The following is a 16,046-nucleotide window of genomic DNA, read 5'->3' as shown; positions in this document are numbered from 1 at the left end:
GGACATGATTATGAGAAGGTATCTTAGTTTTATACTAATATTTTTTAGTATTGTATTTGTTTATGCTCAAGATGATATAACGGTTTTATCTTTAAATGACTTTCATGGTCAGGTTGAGCCAAATAAAGACATGGTTGGAGCAGCAAAAATAGCTAGTTTTATAGATAATTATAAAAAGACACATCCAAATCTGGTAGTGGTTGCAGCTGGCGATAACTATCAAGGTACGGGTATATCAAATATTTCTCATGGTGATGTGGTTAATGATTTTTTTGATTACATTGGTGTTAAGTACTCTGCTGTGGGGAATCATGATTTTGATTATGGTCAGAAGTGGTTCAAGCATTGGTATGACAAGAATGGTATTAGATTTTTAGCTGCAAATATTAGTTATAAAGATGATTCGTTATTTGACTATTTTTATAGGAAATATACTGAGCAAAATTCATTAGATTATATTAAGCCTTTTGGCTATGAAACCTTACCAAGTGGTAAAACAATATATTTTATAGGATTAGCGACCTTAGAAACTCCTGATACTACAGCAGAAAAAAATGTCTCGAATTTGAAGTTTATGAATCCTGTTACAAGCGCTAATAAATGGGTTAAGTACATAAATAACTATAATAAGCACAAACTGCCAAAACCAGATACAATAGTCTTATTAACTCATATTCCTACTGATCAACAAAACTCTGAAATTTTTTTTGCAAAGAGGGCTGATTTGGGCGATGAGTCAGAAATATATGCGGTGGTAAATGGTGTTGACGATATCTCAGCTGTTTTGACGGGACATAGTCATAAGTTTGTTAATGGTTTGAAAAATGGTGTTGTAGTTGAGCAAGGAGAGAGCCAAGGTAAAGATATAAGTGTTTTACACTATGATTGTCACACATCCGATGTATGTAAAGTAACACCTGAAGTTATTAATTTAGCTCAGGCTACAAAAAATCTTAAACCTAACAAGGAAGTTAGTAATATAATAGCTAAATACAATAATTCTGTTAAATCTGAGCTTGATAAGATCATAACAAAGGCTCCTGCTGATATGTCAGACGAAGCGCAAGATGGTTACTACAATATTCCTTTAACTTATACATTAGCAGATATTATTAAAAATCAAACCGGTTCGGATTTAGCTCTTGTTAATTCACATGGTATTAGAAGATCTCTACCACAAGGTAATATTACCTATGGTATGATATATGAGGCGATGCCTTTTGATAATATGGTAGTCACTATGGATATAAAAGGGAGTGATTTATTTAAAATGATTGAGCATAGTTTGCAGCCACTTGGAGATAAACAGGTAGGTGTTTTTGCTGGATTAAATATTACATTAGATAAATCAAATCAAATAAAAAGGATTTTAATCGACAATCAGCCTTTAGACGAAAATAATACTTATAAACTTGCAACTATTGATTTTTTAACTACTGGAGGAGATGGTTTCATCTTTGATAATGTTAAAAACTATAAAGACACTAATATTACTATCAGAGATATGGTAACTGAATATTGGTCGAGTAATAATGCTGATATTAAACAGGGCTGGCAGAATATAACAGTACAATAACTTATGTCATATGAAGTTGATATAATATATAAAAATGTTAAAAATCTAAAAATTTCCCTGAGTGTCGACGGTGTAATTACAGTTACCTCGCCCAAAGGAGTTTCAAAAAAAGAAATTCTAGAGCTTTTACAAACAAAAAAAAGATGGATAGATAGGCATACTAAACGTTTACTGATCAATCAAAGATATGACTACAATAATTATAATTTGGATGATGGAGATTGTATTTATTTTTTAGGGCGACAATATCCTATTCAAATAACTTGTTCAAAACATAACTTGGTTAATTATTGTGATGATTATATCGAGTTCTTACTAAATTCTAGTGTTATCAATAATAAAGAGTTTAAGCAAAAACTATTGGAAGAATTTTATAAGGATCAAGCAGACATTATTCTCAATAATCTTGTGGCTAAATATCTGAAAATCACTAATCAAGAAATAAATAGAGTAACAATAAAGAAGACAAAAACTAGATGGGGCTCATGTAACTACGTTAAAAAAAATATAAACCTAAATTTTAATCTGATTTTAAGAGATATAGAGGCTATAGAGTATGTGGTGCTTCATGAAATAGCTCATCTGACTCATCCTAATCACTCCAAAGAGTTTTATGACTATATTTCATGCTATATGCCAGATTGGAAAGCTAGAGAAAAGAGATTAAAATAAGATATAATTTAATTATCTTGTATTATTTCAGTTTTAACTTTTGGAGGAGTTTTATGGAAAGTACGTTTGAGCTTTTTTCTATCGGGGTAGGACCATCTTCATCTCATACTATAGGACCAATGAGAGCTGGCAGCAATTTTATTAGTTTGTATGAGGACAAGTTAACTGAAACTACAAGAATTAAGATTGATTTATATGGGTCACTTGCTCTTACTGGCAAAGGTCATAAAACAGATTATGCAGTTATCTTAGGTGTAATGGGGTTCTTGCCAGAATCGGTAGATATAGAATTAGCAAAACAGCTTTATGACGACTGTTTAAAGCAAAAAAAACTTAATTTAGGTCAAAAATTTGAAATTAATTTTGATTATGATCAGGATTTAATATTTCATTATGATGAATTTCTTCCAGAGCACTCTAATGGAATGCGTTTTTCGTTATTTGATGATGATAAGCTTCTTTGTCAAAAAGAATATTTCTCTATAGGTGGTGGTTTTATCGTTGATAAAAAACAAATAAAAAAAGATGAAGTCCCTACAGAGGTGGAGTGTAATAAGCCTTATAAATTCGCTAGCATGGCAGAACTAAAAAATATTTGTCAAAAAGAAGGTATGTCTATTGCTGAGATAATGTTTGAAAATGAGAAAACAGCTTATGGAGAACAATATTCTTTGAACAAGTTAGCTGAAATTTGGCAGGTTATGGAAACATCAATAGAAAAAGGCTTAACTTGTCCGGAAGCAATATTACCAGGTGGTCTTAAGGTTAGGAAAAGAGCTCCAAGTATGATAAAAAAACTTAAAGAGCAGAATGTTGTTAATACTGACTTTAACTATCTAAACGCCTTTGCAATTGCTGTGAATGAGCAAAATGCATGTGGTGAAAGGGTAGTTACAGCACCAACGAATGGAGCTGCTGGTGTGATTCCTGCTGTATTGAAGTATTATCTGCAGACTCATGAAATTATTAATCAAGATGAATTATCAAAAGTTGTTAATAAATATTTACTTGTATGTGCCGCTATAGGTATTTTATATAAATCAGGAGCCTCTATATCTGCTGCAGAAGTTGGTTGTCAAGGTGAAGTCGGAGTTGCCTGTTCGATGGCAGCTGCTGGCTATTGTGCACTGCTTGGTGGAGATATTGACTCTATAGAGTCAGCAGCAGAGATTGGTATGGAACATAATTTAGGATTGACTTGTGATCCTATTGGAGGATTAGTTCAGATCCCATGTATTGAGCGTAATGCAATGGGGGCTGTACAGGCTATAAATGCTGCAAAATTAGCTCATTTAGATACAGGCGAGAAGAGATTCGTTGGACTAGACTATGTTATTAAAGTTATGTATGAAACAGGTCTGGATATGTGTAGTAAGTATAAAGAAACCTCTTTAGGAGGTTTAGCGACCAATGTCCCTGTATGCTAATTCATTTCAATTATTCTACATAAATCATAAAATTCTACTACTGACAAAATTATACTAATTTAGTATAATTTGTTTGATTTATATATTTAATAGGCAGTATACAATGTATGATGTGAAAAAAATTAGAAAAGATTTTCCATTTCTTGAACAAGTAATTAATGACAAGCCTGTTGTTTTTTTTGATACAGGGGCTTCGGCTCAGAAACCACAAGTAGTCATCAATGCTGTAGCTGATGCATATAGGTTTAATTATGCTAATGTACATCGTGGAGTTTATCAGCTAAGCCAAGAAGCTAGCGACAGATATGAAAATGTACGTGTAAAGGTTCAGCAGTTTATAAATGCTAAGTCATCAAATGAAATTGTGTTAACCAAAGGCACTACAGAGTCAATTAATCTGCTAGCAAATTCTATTGGCAAGTCAATTGTTTCTGAGGGAGATGAAATTATTGTTACTGAAATGGAGCATCATGCTAATTTTGTGCCATGGCAAGTGCTCTGTGAAGAAAAACAATTAGTTTTCAAAGTGGCTAAAGTCAATGATAATGGTGAACTTGATATTCAAAACCTTTTATCTTTGATTACAGATAAAACTAGGGTTGTGGCTATAACCTTGTGCTCAAATGTCTTAGGGACTATTAATCCTGTCAAAAAGATAATAGAAGACATTAAAAAGATTAACACAAATATATTAGTAGTTGTTGATGGTGCTCAAGCTGTTATACATTCAAAAGTGGATGTCCAAGATTTAAATTGTGATTTTTTTGTGTTTTCAAGTCATAAATTATATGGACCAACTGGTGTTGGTGTTCTATATGGTAAATATGAGTTGCTACAAAAATTACCTCCATATAACTATGGTGGGGATATGGTCAATGACGTAACAATTAATAAGACAACATTTGCGTTACCTCCGTACAAATTTGAGGCGGGGACACCTGATATAGTTGGTTCTATAGGGTTTGGTGAAGCTATAGACTACGTTAATTCTATTGGTATGGAAAATATAGCAAACTACGAGCAACAGTTATTAGAATATGCAACAACAGAGCTACAAAAAATTGAAGGTCTAAAAATAATTGGTCAAGCTCAAAATAAAGCAGGAGTCATAACATTTGTTGTTGATGGCTGTAATGCTGGGGATATTGGAGAGCTATTGGCTATAAAAGGTATGTGTGTTAGAACAGGCAAGCATTGTGCGCATCCTTTATTAAATAGAATGGGTGTTTCATCAACTGTGCGCATATCATTTGGTATGTATAATACGGTTGAAGAAATAGACTTATTTATTAAAGCATTGAAAAAAGTAATATCTCAATTAAAATAGTCACAATAAACTGAAAAGGTTAGATAATATGGTCGAAGTTTTTGATCCTAATAATAATATTCTAGAGGTCACAGAAGCTGCTGCTAAGCATTTTGAAAAGCATTTGGCTAAAGACTCTGAAAACATAGGTATATATATAGGTACAAAGTTAATGGGTTGTTCTGGATTAGCTTATGATATAGATTTTGTTACTAAACAGCCAAATGATACAACGATAGTAGATAAGCATGGTCTAAAGTTTTTTGTATCTAATAAGTCCATGGATTTTTTAAATGGCTTGCAAATTGATTATGTTAAACATGACTTTGGACTATACAAATTAGAATATACTAATCCAAATGAATCAGCTCGTTGTGGTTGTGGTGAAAGCTTTACAATTTAGGAATATATAAAAAATGAAGACAACAGATGTAACTATAGTAAGAAGGCAAGTAAAAGCAGTAGCTGTTCCATTTGGTAATGAGATTGAGCTTATGCCTGGTCAGGAAGTTTTGGTAACTCAAGATAAAGGCGGAAGTTTTACATTAAACGTAAATGGTAATTTGCTCCACTTAGATGGAAAGGATGCTGATGCAATAGGTAAGCAGGTAGTTAAATATCCAGTTGAAAATTATGAAATCAAGCACGGAGACCCTATAAATATGGATGCAGTTTGGGATCAGATGAGAACAGTTTATGACCCTGAAATTCCAGTTAATATAGTCGATTTAGGCTTGATTTATAATGTAGTTACCAGAAAGTTAGAGAATGGTAATTTTCATGTGATTATAGATATGACTCTTACAGCTCCAGGTTGTGGTATGGGCCCTGTACTAATGACTGATGTTGAGAAGCGTGTAGCAATGTTGCCAAACGTTGATAAGGTTGATGTTGTGATGGTCTTTGATCCACCGTGGAATTCTGAACTTATGACAGAAGAGGCTAAACTAGAGTTAGGATTATTTTAATTAAGTCATGACAAAAATAGCAATTTATCCTGGTACTTTTGATCCTATCACAAATGGTCATGTTGATTTGGTTGATAGAGCATTAAATATTTTTGATGAAATAGTGGTAGCAGCATCTACCGCATATGGTAAGAAAACTCTCTTTGATTTAGATACAAGAGAGCGAATGATTAGAGAAGTTTTCAAAGATAATAGTAGAGTTAAGGTTGTTAGCTTTGAGGGGCTTCTGGTAGATACTGCCGCAAAGTATAATGCCTGTGCTATTGTGAGGGGATTAAGAGCAGTATCTGATTTTGATTATGAGTTCCAGATGTCTAGTATGAACAATAAGCTTAATAGCGATATTCAGACTATATTTTTAACTCCCAGTGAAAAATTTTCTTGTATATCATCCACTTTAGTTAGGGCAGTTGCTATTCATAACTATCAAAGAGTAGGTGAGTTTGTACCAGAGTGTGTATTTAATAAAATAAAGCTAAAATATTCTAAGGACTAGTATGGCACTATTGATTACAGATGATTGTATAAATTGTGATATATGTGAACCAGAATGTCCTAATGAGGCAATATCACAAGGTGAGGAGTATTATGAAATTAATCCTGACAAGTGTACAGAGTGTGTGGGTCACTTTGAAGAGTCTCAGTGTACCAAGGTATGTCCAATAAGATGTATCATAACAGACCCTAATAATATCGAAAGCCAAGAAGAGTTATTAATAAAATATAGAATATTAACTTCATAAAAATTAAAAAAAACTTGGAAACTTTATTCTAATTTTGTATAATGCTTCAGTCTTATTTATTTACTACTAGTTTAAAAAAGAGTTTTAAAAGGAGCTTTTGATGAAATTAAAGAACATTGTTATCGCTACGACAGTACTATTAGGTACGGCTACGTTTTCATTTGCTGCAGGTTCTGACAATATGGATACGTCAGTAGATGCAAATTCAACAGCTACTCAAAGTAGTGCTGGAAATAGTTTCCTTACTCCTTTTGCTAATACATATAGCTCTTTAACTAACAAAGACAATACTTGGGGTCCACAAGATAGAACAGGTCAGTGGTACTTTGGTGTAGATGCTAATGGTCTTGCTGGAACACCTAATTCTCCTTCTGGAGCTGGCGCAAATATGATAATTGGTTATAACATCAATAAATATTTTGCAGTTCAATATAACCAATTAGTTGGTAGAGTATTTGCAGGTTTAGGTGAGGGTGTTATTAATTTCAGTAATAGTACTATGATCACTCCATATGCTGCTGGTGGTGCTGGTTGGGCTAATTTGGCTGGTCAAGCTACAGGTGCATGGGACGTTGGTGGAGGTCTTAAATTTGAGCTTTCTAGAGATGTTCAAGTAAGTGCTGATTATAGATATATTCAGACAATGGCTCCAAGTGGTATGTCAGGTGCTCAAGGTAGAGCGGGTACTAACATGATTGGTGGTGGTATTACATGGTTCTTTGGTGGCAAAGATGATAATAATAATGATACTGGCAACATCCAAGACAATGGTGCTACTACAGCTGCAGAAACTACAGCTATGCCAACAATTGATGAATCTAAGTATGTTTTACCTCAAGGTATTAAGCAGTGTGAAGGTAACTTCAACTTAACTAAAGAAGGTGTTGCTTGCTATACTGTGAACGGCGATGATGTAACAGTTTATTTAGATACTAAATTTGCTTATGATAGTTCAAAATTAAACAGTAAGGGCAAAGATGCTATAGCATCTTTTGTTAACTTTGTTAAGAACAGTGATATTAAAACAGTAACAGTTAAAGGTTATGCTTCTCAAGGAACAACAGGAAGTGAATTTGAGATATATAACCAAAAACTTTCTGAGAAGAGAGCAGAAGCTGTAGCTGAGTACATGAAGCAACTAGGTTTAGATAATGATAAAATCATTACTAAAGGATTTGGCTATGAGAATACTTTAGATGGTATCCATAAGTCAGATGCTCGTAATCAACGTGTTCAAGCGAGTGTATCAGCTCCTTTAAAAGAAGAAGCTTAATTTCTTAACTTATTAATATTAATCTCTCGAATTTTCTTTTATCATTTTTTAATTTATTTTATTTTAGATATTTAAATACTGATTTTCATATCATCATGTTGTAGAATCAGAAAATGTGAATATTAAGGTTCTCAATTAGCTATTTTATTAACTATCTCTTATTGTACATCTGACTTATATTAGTAAGAGTCTAGATAACTATGGTACTTATCATATGTTTCTCTATGATGGTTATAATAAATGTCTGTTTTAAAGTAGGAAATATCCTACTAAGTGTTTTGGTAAATTTTGTTATACCATGAAGATTATCTTAGCGATAGCCTTTAAGAAATACGCTTGGGAATTGCTACGAGCAAGAGAATAATACTATTTTTGTAAAATAATATAGTAATAAATTTAGATAAAATATTTTGGATAAAATGAACAAATAAGGTTGCTAGCCTATAGCATCTCCCATTTGGAACATTGGCATATACATACTTACTACAAGGAAACCGACAACACCACCTAGCACAATCATAATTAGAGGTTCTAACATTGAGCTCAAACTTCCTACAAGTGTATCAACTTCTTCTTGATATACTCTATTAAGGTTTCCAAGCATCGTTTCTAAAGCACCTGACTCTTCACCAACAGCTATCATCTGTTCTACTAAGAATGGGAAGCTTCCCGTTTCAACAATAGCTTCTTTAAATGATGCTCCTTCACTGATACTTTTTTTAATGTCTATAGCGGCTTGGTCATACTTAGCATTACCTGTTGCTAATGAAACCATATCTAATGCTCTTGTTAAGCTCATACCTGATTGAACAGTAATCTCTAATGTACTAGCAAATCGTGCTAGAGCAGATTTGAAAATAACCTCACCAATTATTGGTATTTTAAGCATAAAATGGTCTTGTGCAACTTGTATCTTTGGGAATTTGAATTTCAGAGATTTAAATATTGATAGTGACATAAATATTACAAGAATAATTTTCCACCATGAATCTTGCATGAAGTTAGATGCATCAACAGTGACTTGAGTAATCGCAGGCAGGGGTTTTCCAGAGTTTATAAACATTGCTGAGAATGCTGGAACCGCAAAAGTTAAAAGTATCCCTGTTACACCGGCTGCTATAACACATACAACAATTGGATATGAAAGAGCTTTTTTAACTTTCTTTTTAATACTTTGTAATGCTTCACGTTGGTCAGCTATTTTATTAAGCATAAGATCAAGGTTACCAGATTCTTCTCCAGCAGTTATGAGACCTATATAAAGCTTATCAAAAACTTTTGGAAAATTACTCAAGGCTTTTGAAAATGATTCACCACCTTCAATAGCTTGCTTAATTTGGATGGCTAATATCTTTAGACGAGGGTGTTTACGAATACCCATTATGAAGACTTCAAAAGATTTAATAATTGGGATACCTGCTTTTGTCATTGTAGCTAGCTGACGAGTCATTTCCGTTATATCCTGATATGATATTTTTTTCGGAAGTAAATCTTTAGGCTGTTTTTTGACTTTAACATCAGTGTAGCCTTTTTGTCTTATTTGAATCTCAGCTTTTTCTTTAGTATCAGCATCTATGATTCCTTTTATGGTTTTACCATTTTTGAGCTTGGCCTTATAGCCCCAAGATGTAATCGTTATTTTGTTTTTATTCTTATTTCCAAATAGCATATTTTATCCTTTAACTTACTCTGTAAGCCTCTTCCATAGATGTTAACCCTTGTGAAACTCTTACTAGTGCTGACTGTCTAACTGTGGCAACTCCTTCTTTTTGAGCCTGTATTGCTAGCTCCATAGTGTTTTTGTCTTCTAATATCATTTTTGCAATTTCTCTAGAAACTGGCATAACCTCATATAAACCAAGTCTTCCTTTGTATCCTTTAAAGCATCTTGGACATCCTTTAGGGTTTGGTTTGTATATCTTTGCACTCTTTACTTTTTCAAGTTTTGTACCGAATGTTTTCATAAGTATCTCATCATTTAGGCCACTGTCCTCAACAAGTAATGAAAACTCGGTATCAGTATCTTCTAATTTGCATTTTGGGCACAATTTTCTTGTTAAACGCTGAGCAATAATCAACGTTACAGAAGTAGCAATATTATATCTAGGTAAGCCCATATCTACCAATCTATTTAATGTTTCTGGAGCACTATTTGTATGTAGTGTTGACATAACCAAGTGACCTGTTTGCGATGCCTTAATTGCAATGGATCCTGTTTCAATATCCCTAATCTCACCGACCATGATTATATCTGGATCTTGACGTAAGAAAGATTTAAGAGCCGCGGCAAATGTTAACCCCTGTTTATTATTAACGTTAACTTGGTTGATACCTTTTACAAAAAGCTCGACAGGATCTTCTGCTGTAGAAATATTTTTTTCAGGTTTATTCAGAATGTTTATACCTGTGTACAAAGTAACTGTTTTACCTGAACCAGTTGGACCTGTTACTAGTACCATGCCTTGTGGTTGTTTGATATATTTAAGATATGTTTCTTTTTGAGTTTCTGAGAAACCTAATTGTTCAATTGGTATTTGTGTTGAACTAGAATCAAGAATACGAAGTACAACTTTTTCACCAAAACTTATTGGACATGTACTAACACGAAAATCAATAGCTTTTTCTCTTGAAAGAGAAATTTTAAATTTACCATCTTGAGGGATTCTTTTTTCTGCGATATCAAGGCTAGACATAATCTTAAGTCTTGATATAACTTTAGGTCCAAGATTTTTTTTGGTATTAAAAGTCTCTATTAGTAGGCCATCTATTCTGTATCTAATACGAAAGTTTTTTTCATATGGTTCAAAGTGTATATCTGAAGCACCTTTTTGTATTGCATCCACAATAGTATTGTTGATGAATCTAATGATAGGAGCTTCTTCATCTTCACCACTTCCTATTATGGCATCTCCTTCACGCTCACCTTCTTCAACAAAGTCAATATCAAGCTCACCACCAGCATTCATCTGCTCTTCAAGTTTTGATTCGCTTTCTACGTGTCCTTCATCTTTGAGATATTGATCGTACTCTTCAATCTTTTCTCGTATTAGATTAATTTCTCCTACAATAGGAGTAAAAGAATAATCATATTTACTGCGTAGTTTTTTTAGTATTTCTTGACTATCTATTGGATTAGCTATTGCTACATAAATGCTCTTTTTTCTTTTAAATAGTGGTAAACATTTATTCTCATTACAAAACTCAGCATCAAAGTAATCTTGCGGTAGAAAATTTACATTTATAGCAGTTAAGTCAATATACTGTAAACGTAACAGAGTTGCAGATTCAATCATAAATGATTTACTATCAACTAATTCATGATCAATTAGGTAGTCTAAGAGGTCTTGTTTGGCTAGTGATTTATCTAAACTTATCTCTTCAAGTTGCTCTCTTGTTATAAGCTTACGATGTAGTAGTAAAGAAGCTAGCTTCTTGTTAATATACGGACTATCAATCATTTATACTAAAATAAATCACAAAAATTAACAAAAATTATATCATGATTGAGATAATTATTAAAAAACAAAATATTCAATATAAATTAATAAAAAGGATTTATTTTAATAATATTTTTTAATGTATAATTCAAATCCGAGTTTAATAAATTTTTTGATATATGCATGTAGATAGATATATTTCTCATAGAGGCGCAAATAATGATGCTGTAGAAAATACAATAGAAGCCTTTCAAATTGCCAAGAATGCTGGGTTTAATTGGTTTGAAACAGATGTGCAAATGAGTTCTGATGGGGTGTTATTCTTGTTTCATGATGATACTCCAAAAAGGTTTTTTGATATTGATAAAAATGTTACTAATATGTCAATATTTAGCTTAAAGTCTTTAGAACTTGTTCATCCTAAGTTAAAGTCAACAGCTAAAATATTAACACTGAAAGAGTATATCGAGTGGGCGGAGAATAATAATGCTTTTTTGAATCTTGAAATTAAAGTAAGTAATGAAAATATAAGCTACCAAAAGACTTTAGTCGCTAAGGTTATTGAGCTTCTTGAGCATTATCCAACTATGAAATCAAAAATTTTATTGTCGAGCTTCTCAAAAGTGGTAATGAGAGAGTTAAGAAGACATAAAGATTTTACTCAAGGTAAACTTTTTTACACCGTTAACTGGGTTAGGGATTTTGAATATATTGATAGTGATTTTTATAAAGACTTTGTTAAAAATAAATATATAGCAGTCATAATAAATTATAGCTGCTTAACCGATTCAAGAGTTAAATATTTGAAACGTAAATTTGGTAAAGTTTTTGTTTATTCTGTTTATACAGATGATGAAGTTAAACACTTGCTTGAATGGCAGGTTGATGCGATATTCATTGATAAGAAAGAACAGTTAAATCTTAGTCTTTAGATAATCTTTTAAAAGATGTTCTACATCTATTATAATACTTTCACTATGAGGACAACCTTCAGGATAAAAGTACTTTAACTCGATAAAGCCTTCTGCAATTCTATATTTGAAAGTAACAAACGGATATTTTTCCTTAATCACTTCTAAGTTTTCTGCAAGCAGGCTTTCACCAATATTGAAAATATTCCATTTTTTACGAACTATTTTTCTTTTTTTATTTGTTTTGTTGTTTAGATTTAATGCCTCAAGCATAGGAATGCACTCTTTAGGAGGTCGAGGAAAAACATATATATATCGACCAGACTCAAACTCTAGTTTAAATCCGTTTGCAGTACCATTTTGATTTATTAAGATTTCTGAGCCCTGAGGAAACATAGCTTGTTTTTCAGTACCCAAAGTAATTCTACCATATTTTTCAATCATCCTTTTTTCTAGTTTGTGCCATGAGTTATCGTCTAAAGATAGACTTTTGTCAAAATATTTGGCAATTGACTCTGTGGTTAAGTCATCTTCAGTGGGACCCAAGCCGCCTATAGTTATAATGTTTTTATGATTTTGCTTTAGAAACTCTATACTTGAAACTATATCTTCATAATCATCTTTACACGATATATGAAACCCTATTTCAAAATCATTACTTACTAGGTATTTAGCAAAATTACAGGAGTTAGTATTAACTATATCTCCATCTACTACCTCATCGCCAATAGCTATAAAGCCGAAATCATATTTCATTATCTTCCTTACAAATTTTTGTAGAATTATTAAAATCCGCTATTCTTGGACATGATTTTTATGTATCATGATTTGTGAAGTATATATTAAGTGTATACAAGATTGAATATCTAAGGAGTCTTTAATGAAAATACTATCTACTAATGTTTATGTCGGACCTAACATCTATGCAAACTTTCCTGTTATTAAACATGAAATTGATTTGGGAGTGCTTGAAGAATGGCCATCTGCAAAGATTGGTCAGGATTTTGTAGATCGACTTGTGGATAGTTTACCGAGATTAGAAGAGCATGGTTGTTCATATAGAGAAAAGGGTGGTTTTATCCGTAGAATGAGAGAGGATGAAGGCACTTGGATGGGTCATATTTGGGAGCATGCAATACTAGAGCTTCAAGATATAGCTGGTAGTAATGTAACATATGGTCGTACTAGATCGACAGGTGAGCTTGGTTGTTATAATTTGGTCTATGAATATAAGCAAAAAGATGTTGGTCTAAGAGCTATGGAGTTGGCTAGAGATTTATTGATATCTTTATTGCCAGAGGATCTTAAAAAGCAAGTGGCTCATAAGAATGAAGATTTTGATTTTGAATATGAAAAAGTAAGGTTTATAAAATTTGCACAAAGCAAAGAATTTGGACCAAGTACAGCATCATTAATTGAAGCTGCTAAAAAAAGAGATATTCCGTATCTTAGATTAAATGACCATTCATTAGTTCAATTTGGTTATGGTAAATACCAACAAAGAATTCGAGCAACAATTACAGGTAAAACTACTAGTATTGCTGTTGACTTATCTTGTGATAAAAATCAGACGAATACTATTCTACAAGGTTTGGGGCTTCCTATGCCTAAGCAAAGGATGGTAACTACTGAAGAGGGAGCTTTAAGAGCTGCAAAAATCCTAGGCTTCCCATTAGTTGTTAAGCCTCTGGATGGTAATCATGGTCGTGGAATATCTATTAACTTAAAAACTATGCAAGAAATTAAAGATGCCTTCGTTGAAGCAAATAAAGTATCTAGATATGTTTTAGTGGAGCAGTTTGCTACTGGTTTCGATCATAGAATGTTGGTGGTTGATGGTAAGCTTGTAGCTGTTGCTAAAAGGGTTCCTGGTCATGTGATAGGAGATGGTAGGCATAATATTAAAGAGCTAGTTGATATTGTAAATGAAGATCCACGTAGAGGCGTTGGACATGAGAAAGTTCTAACAAAATTAGAGTTGGACTATCAAGCTAAGACTTTATTGGCAGCTGCTGGGTATGATGAAAATACTATTCTTAAGGATGGAGAAGTTTTCTATTTAAGATCTACAGCCAACCTTTCAACTGGTGGTACAGCTATTGATGTCACTGATATTGTACACCCTGACAACAAAGATATGGCGGAAAGAGCTATAAAAGCTATAGGTCTTGATGTTGGTGGTGTTGATTTCTTGATAGATGATATATCACAATCTTATCACGATATTGGCGGTGCTATTTGTGAATGTAATGCTGCTCCGTGGTTTAGAATGCATGTGGCTCCTAGTGAGGGTAAATCTAGAGATGTTGCAGGTGCAGTAATAGATATGCTGATTCCTAAAGAACATGGTAATGCTAGGATTCCAATTGCTGCTATTACTGGTACAAATGGTAAAACTACAACATCACGTATGGTTGCTCATATGTGGAAAAATGCTGGGAAAATAGTAGGACTTACAACCACAGATGGTGTTTATATCAATGGAAAACTAACTGTAGCAGGTGATACTACAGGTCCAGCTTCAGCTCAAATGGTTTTGAAAGATCCTTCTGTAGAAATGGCAATCCTTGAAACTGCTAGAGGAGGGTTACTAAGAAGTGGTATGGGCTATGATTACTGTAATGTTGGAGCGTGTTTAAATATATCCTCTGATCACCTAGGTCTTAAAGGAGTTAATACGTTAGAAGATTTGGCTAAAGTTAAGAGTATAGTTCCTCAAGCAGCAAAGGATGTCGCAGTTCTAAATGCTGATGATCCTAATGTACTTAAAATGTCAGCTAAAGTAACAGCAAAATATATACTATATGTAACTATGAATCCAGAGCATGCTTTAGTTAAACAACATATACGTGCTGGCGGTAAAGCTTGTATTATTGAAAAGGGTGTTAATGGAGATATGATTACAATTTTTGATAATCATGTTCATATACCAGTTTTATGGACTCATTTGATTCCAGCTACAATGGAAGGTAAAGCTATCCATAATGTTCAAAACTCTATGTTTGCAATAGCTATATCTTACAGTATGGGTATGAGTTTAGATGATATTAGAGATGGATTGAGAACATTTGTAACATCATTCTACCAAGCGCCAGGACGTATGAACTGGTTTGAGGAGCATCCATTTAAAGTACTGATGGATTATGGACATAATCCAGCAGCAATAAAGCTTGTGAGCCAGATGGTTGATAATATGGAGTTTGCCGGTAAGAAAATATGTGTTTTAGCATCACCAGGTGATAGAAGAGATGAAGATATCTACGAAATAGCTAAAACTGCTGCACCATATTACGATCACTTTATTTGTAAGCGTGATGATACTCTAAGAGGTCGAGCTCCTGATGAAGTTCCAAGAATGCTTAAAGAAGGTTTAATAGAGGCTGGTGTGACTGCCGATAGGATAGAAACTATCGAGAGTGAGCAAGAAGCTGTGGATCATGCTCTGGCAATGGCTCAGGATGGTGATCTGGTAGTTATTTTTGCAGATAAATTAAAAAGAACATGGAAGCAGATTATTTACTTTAACAAAGAAGATGCTGACGACAATAAAGAGCAAAAAGAAGAAAAGAAAGAAATGTTTTCTGCTTCTATTATTGCTCAGGATCCTAGTCTATCAGAAGAAATTTCTGAAGTTATAAAAGCAGGTGTTATAGCTGATGAGAGTGGTGTTAGAGTTATTTTTGATGAAGAAGATAACGACTAATTGTTTATTACTATTTTAAGGGAGCCTTTA

The 16,046-nt window shown here is 33.1% G+C and carries 14 protein-coding genes; 11 read left to right on the top strand and 3 right to left on the bottom strand.

Annotated elements, in window-relative coordinates; genetic code table 11:
- Nucleotides 1-10 precede the first annotated feature (10 nt).
- From F0R75_RS05290 to F0R75_RS05250, 9 genes are all read left to right on the top strand, one after another.
- Nucleotides 11-1,576 carry a bifunctional metallophosphatase/5'-nucleotidase gene (locus F0R75_RS05290; protein WP_187986000.1) on the top strand — a complete coding sequence of 522 codons (1,566 nt, stop codon included), beginning with the start codon at nt 11-13 and terminating at the stop codon, nt 1,574-1,576.
- Between the two features lie 3 nt (nt 1,577-1,579).
- Entirely contained in the window at nt 1,580-2,248 is a 669-nt protein-coding gene (locus tag F0R75_RS05285; protein ID WP_149368073.1) for a M48 family metallopeptidase, read from the top strand.
- A 53-nt stretch (nt 2,249-2,301) separates the two neighbouring features.
- On the top strand, nt 2,302-3,675 hold the full coding sequence (locus F0R75_RS05280; RefSeq protein WP_146421170.1) for an L-serine ammonia-lyase: 1,374 nt from the start codon (nt 2,302-2,304) through the stop codon (nt 3,673-3,675).
- 103 nt (nt 3,676-3,778) lie between these two features.
- A complete protein-coding gene (locus tag F0R75_RS05275) occupies nt 3,779-5,002 on the top strand; it encodes an aminotransferase class V-fold PLP-dependent enzyme (RefSeq protein ID WP_149368074.1) in 1,224 nt (407 codons plus the stop codon).
- Between the two features lie 28 nt (nt 5,003-5,030).
- Nucleotides 5,031-5,384 carry a HesB/IscA family protein gene (locus F0R75_RS05270; protein WP_149368075.1) on the top strand — a complete coding sequence of 118 codons (354 nt, stop codon included), beginning with the start codon at nt 5,031-5,033 and terminating at the stop codon, nt 5,382-5,384.
- A gap of 13 nt (nt 5,385-5,397) precedes the next feature.
- Complete coding sequence (gene sufT / locus F0R75_RS05265) at nt 5,398-5,949, top strand: putative Fe-S cluster assembly protein SufT (RefSeq protein WP_149377220.1); 552 nt, start codon at nt 5,398-5,400, stop codon at nt 5,947-5,949.
- Nucleotides 5,950-5,956: 7 nt separating this feature from the next.
- Nucleotides 5,957-6,445 (top strand): pantetheine-phosphate adenylyltransferase, encoded by a 489-nt coding sequence (coaD, locus tag F0R75_RS05260; protein ID WP_149368076.1) that lies wholly within the window; start codon nt 5,957-5,959, stop codon nt 6,443-6,445.
- A gap of 1 nt (nt 6,446) precedes the next feature.
- Nucleotides 6,447-6,692 (top strand): YfhL family 4Fe-4S dicluster ferredoxin, encoded by a 246-nt coding sequence (locus F0R75_RS05255; RefSeq protein ID WP_013923375.1) that lies wholly within the window; start codon nt 6,447-6,449, stop codon nt 6,690-6,692.
- A 100-nt stretch (nt 6,693-6,792) separates the two neighbouring features.
- Complete coding sequence (locus tag F0R75_RS05250; protein WP_146421174.1) at nt 6,793-7,965, top strand: OmpA family protein; 1,173 nt, start codon at nt 6,793-6,795, stop codon at nt 7,963-7,965.
- A gap of 436 nt (nt 7,966-8,401) precedes the next feature.
- Here the strand turns inward: F0R75_RS05250 and F0R75_RS05245 are convergent, their stop codons facing one another.
- Both F0R75_RS05245 and pilB read right to left on the bottom strand, forming a co-directional pair.
- Nucleotides 8,402-9,634, bottom strand: coding sequence for a type II secretion system F family protein (locus F0R75_RS05245; protein ID WP_013923373.1), 1,233 nt, complete (start codon nt 9,632-9,634; stop codon nt 8,402-8,404).
- Nucleotides 9,635-9,644: 10 nt separating this feature from the next.
- Entirely contained in the window at nt 9,645-11,423 is a 1,779-nt protein-coding gene (pilB, locus tag F0R75_RS05240; protein ID WP_146421176.1) for a type IV-A pilus assembly ATPase PilB, read from the bottom strand.
- A 158-nt stretch (nt 11,424-11,581) separates the two neighbouring features.
- Here pilB and F0R75_RS05235 point away from each other — a divergent pair, with 158 nt between their 5' ends.
- Nucleotides 11,582-12,334, top strand: a complete 753-nt coding sequence (locus F0R75_RS05235) for a glycerophosphodiester phosphodiesterase family protein (protein WP_149368077.1) — start codon at nt 11,582-11,584, stop codon at nt 12,332-12,334.
- Here F0R75_RS05235 and F0R75_RS05230 read toward each other — a convergent pair.
- Nucleotides 12,317-13,069: a competence/damage-inducible protein A gene (locus F0R75_RS05230; RefSeq protein ID WP_149377219.1), complete on the bottom strand. Its 753-nt coding sequence runs from the start codon at nt 13,067-13,069 to the stop codon at nt 12,317-12,319. The genes F0R75_RS05235 and F0R75_RS05230 overlap by 18 nt on opposite strands.
- A gap of 124 nt (nt 13,070-13,193) precedes the next feature.
- On the opposite strand from F0R75_RS05230, the gene cphA reads away from it, so the two are divergent.
- Nucleotides 13,194-16,016 carry a cyanophycin synthetase gene (gene cphA / locus F0R75_RS05225; protein ID WP_149377218.1) on the top strand — a complete coding sequence of 941 codons (2,823 nt, stop codon included), beginning with the start codon at nt 13,194-13,196 and terminating at the stop codon, nt 16,014-16,016.
- Nucleotides 16,017-16,046 lie beyond the last annotated feature (30 nt).

This window comes from Francisella marina, from assembly GCF_008369785.1.
GTDB lineage: Bacteria > Pseudomonadota > Gammaproteobacteria > Francisellales > Francisellaceae > Francisella > Francisella salimarina.
This window is presented reverse-complemented; position numbering and strand designations above follow the sequence as displayed.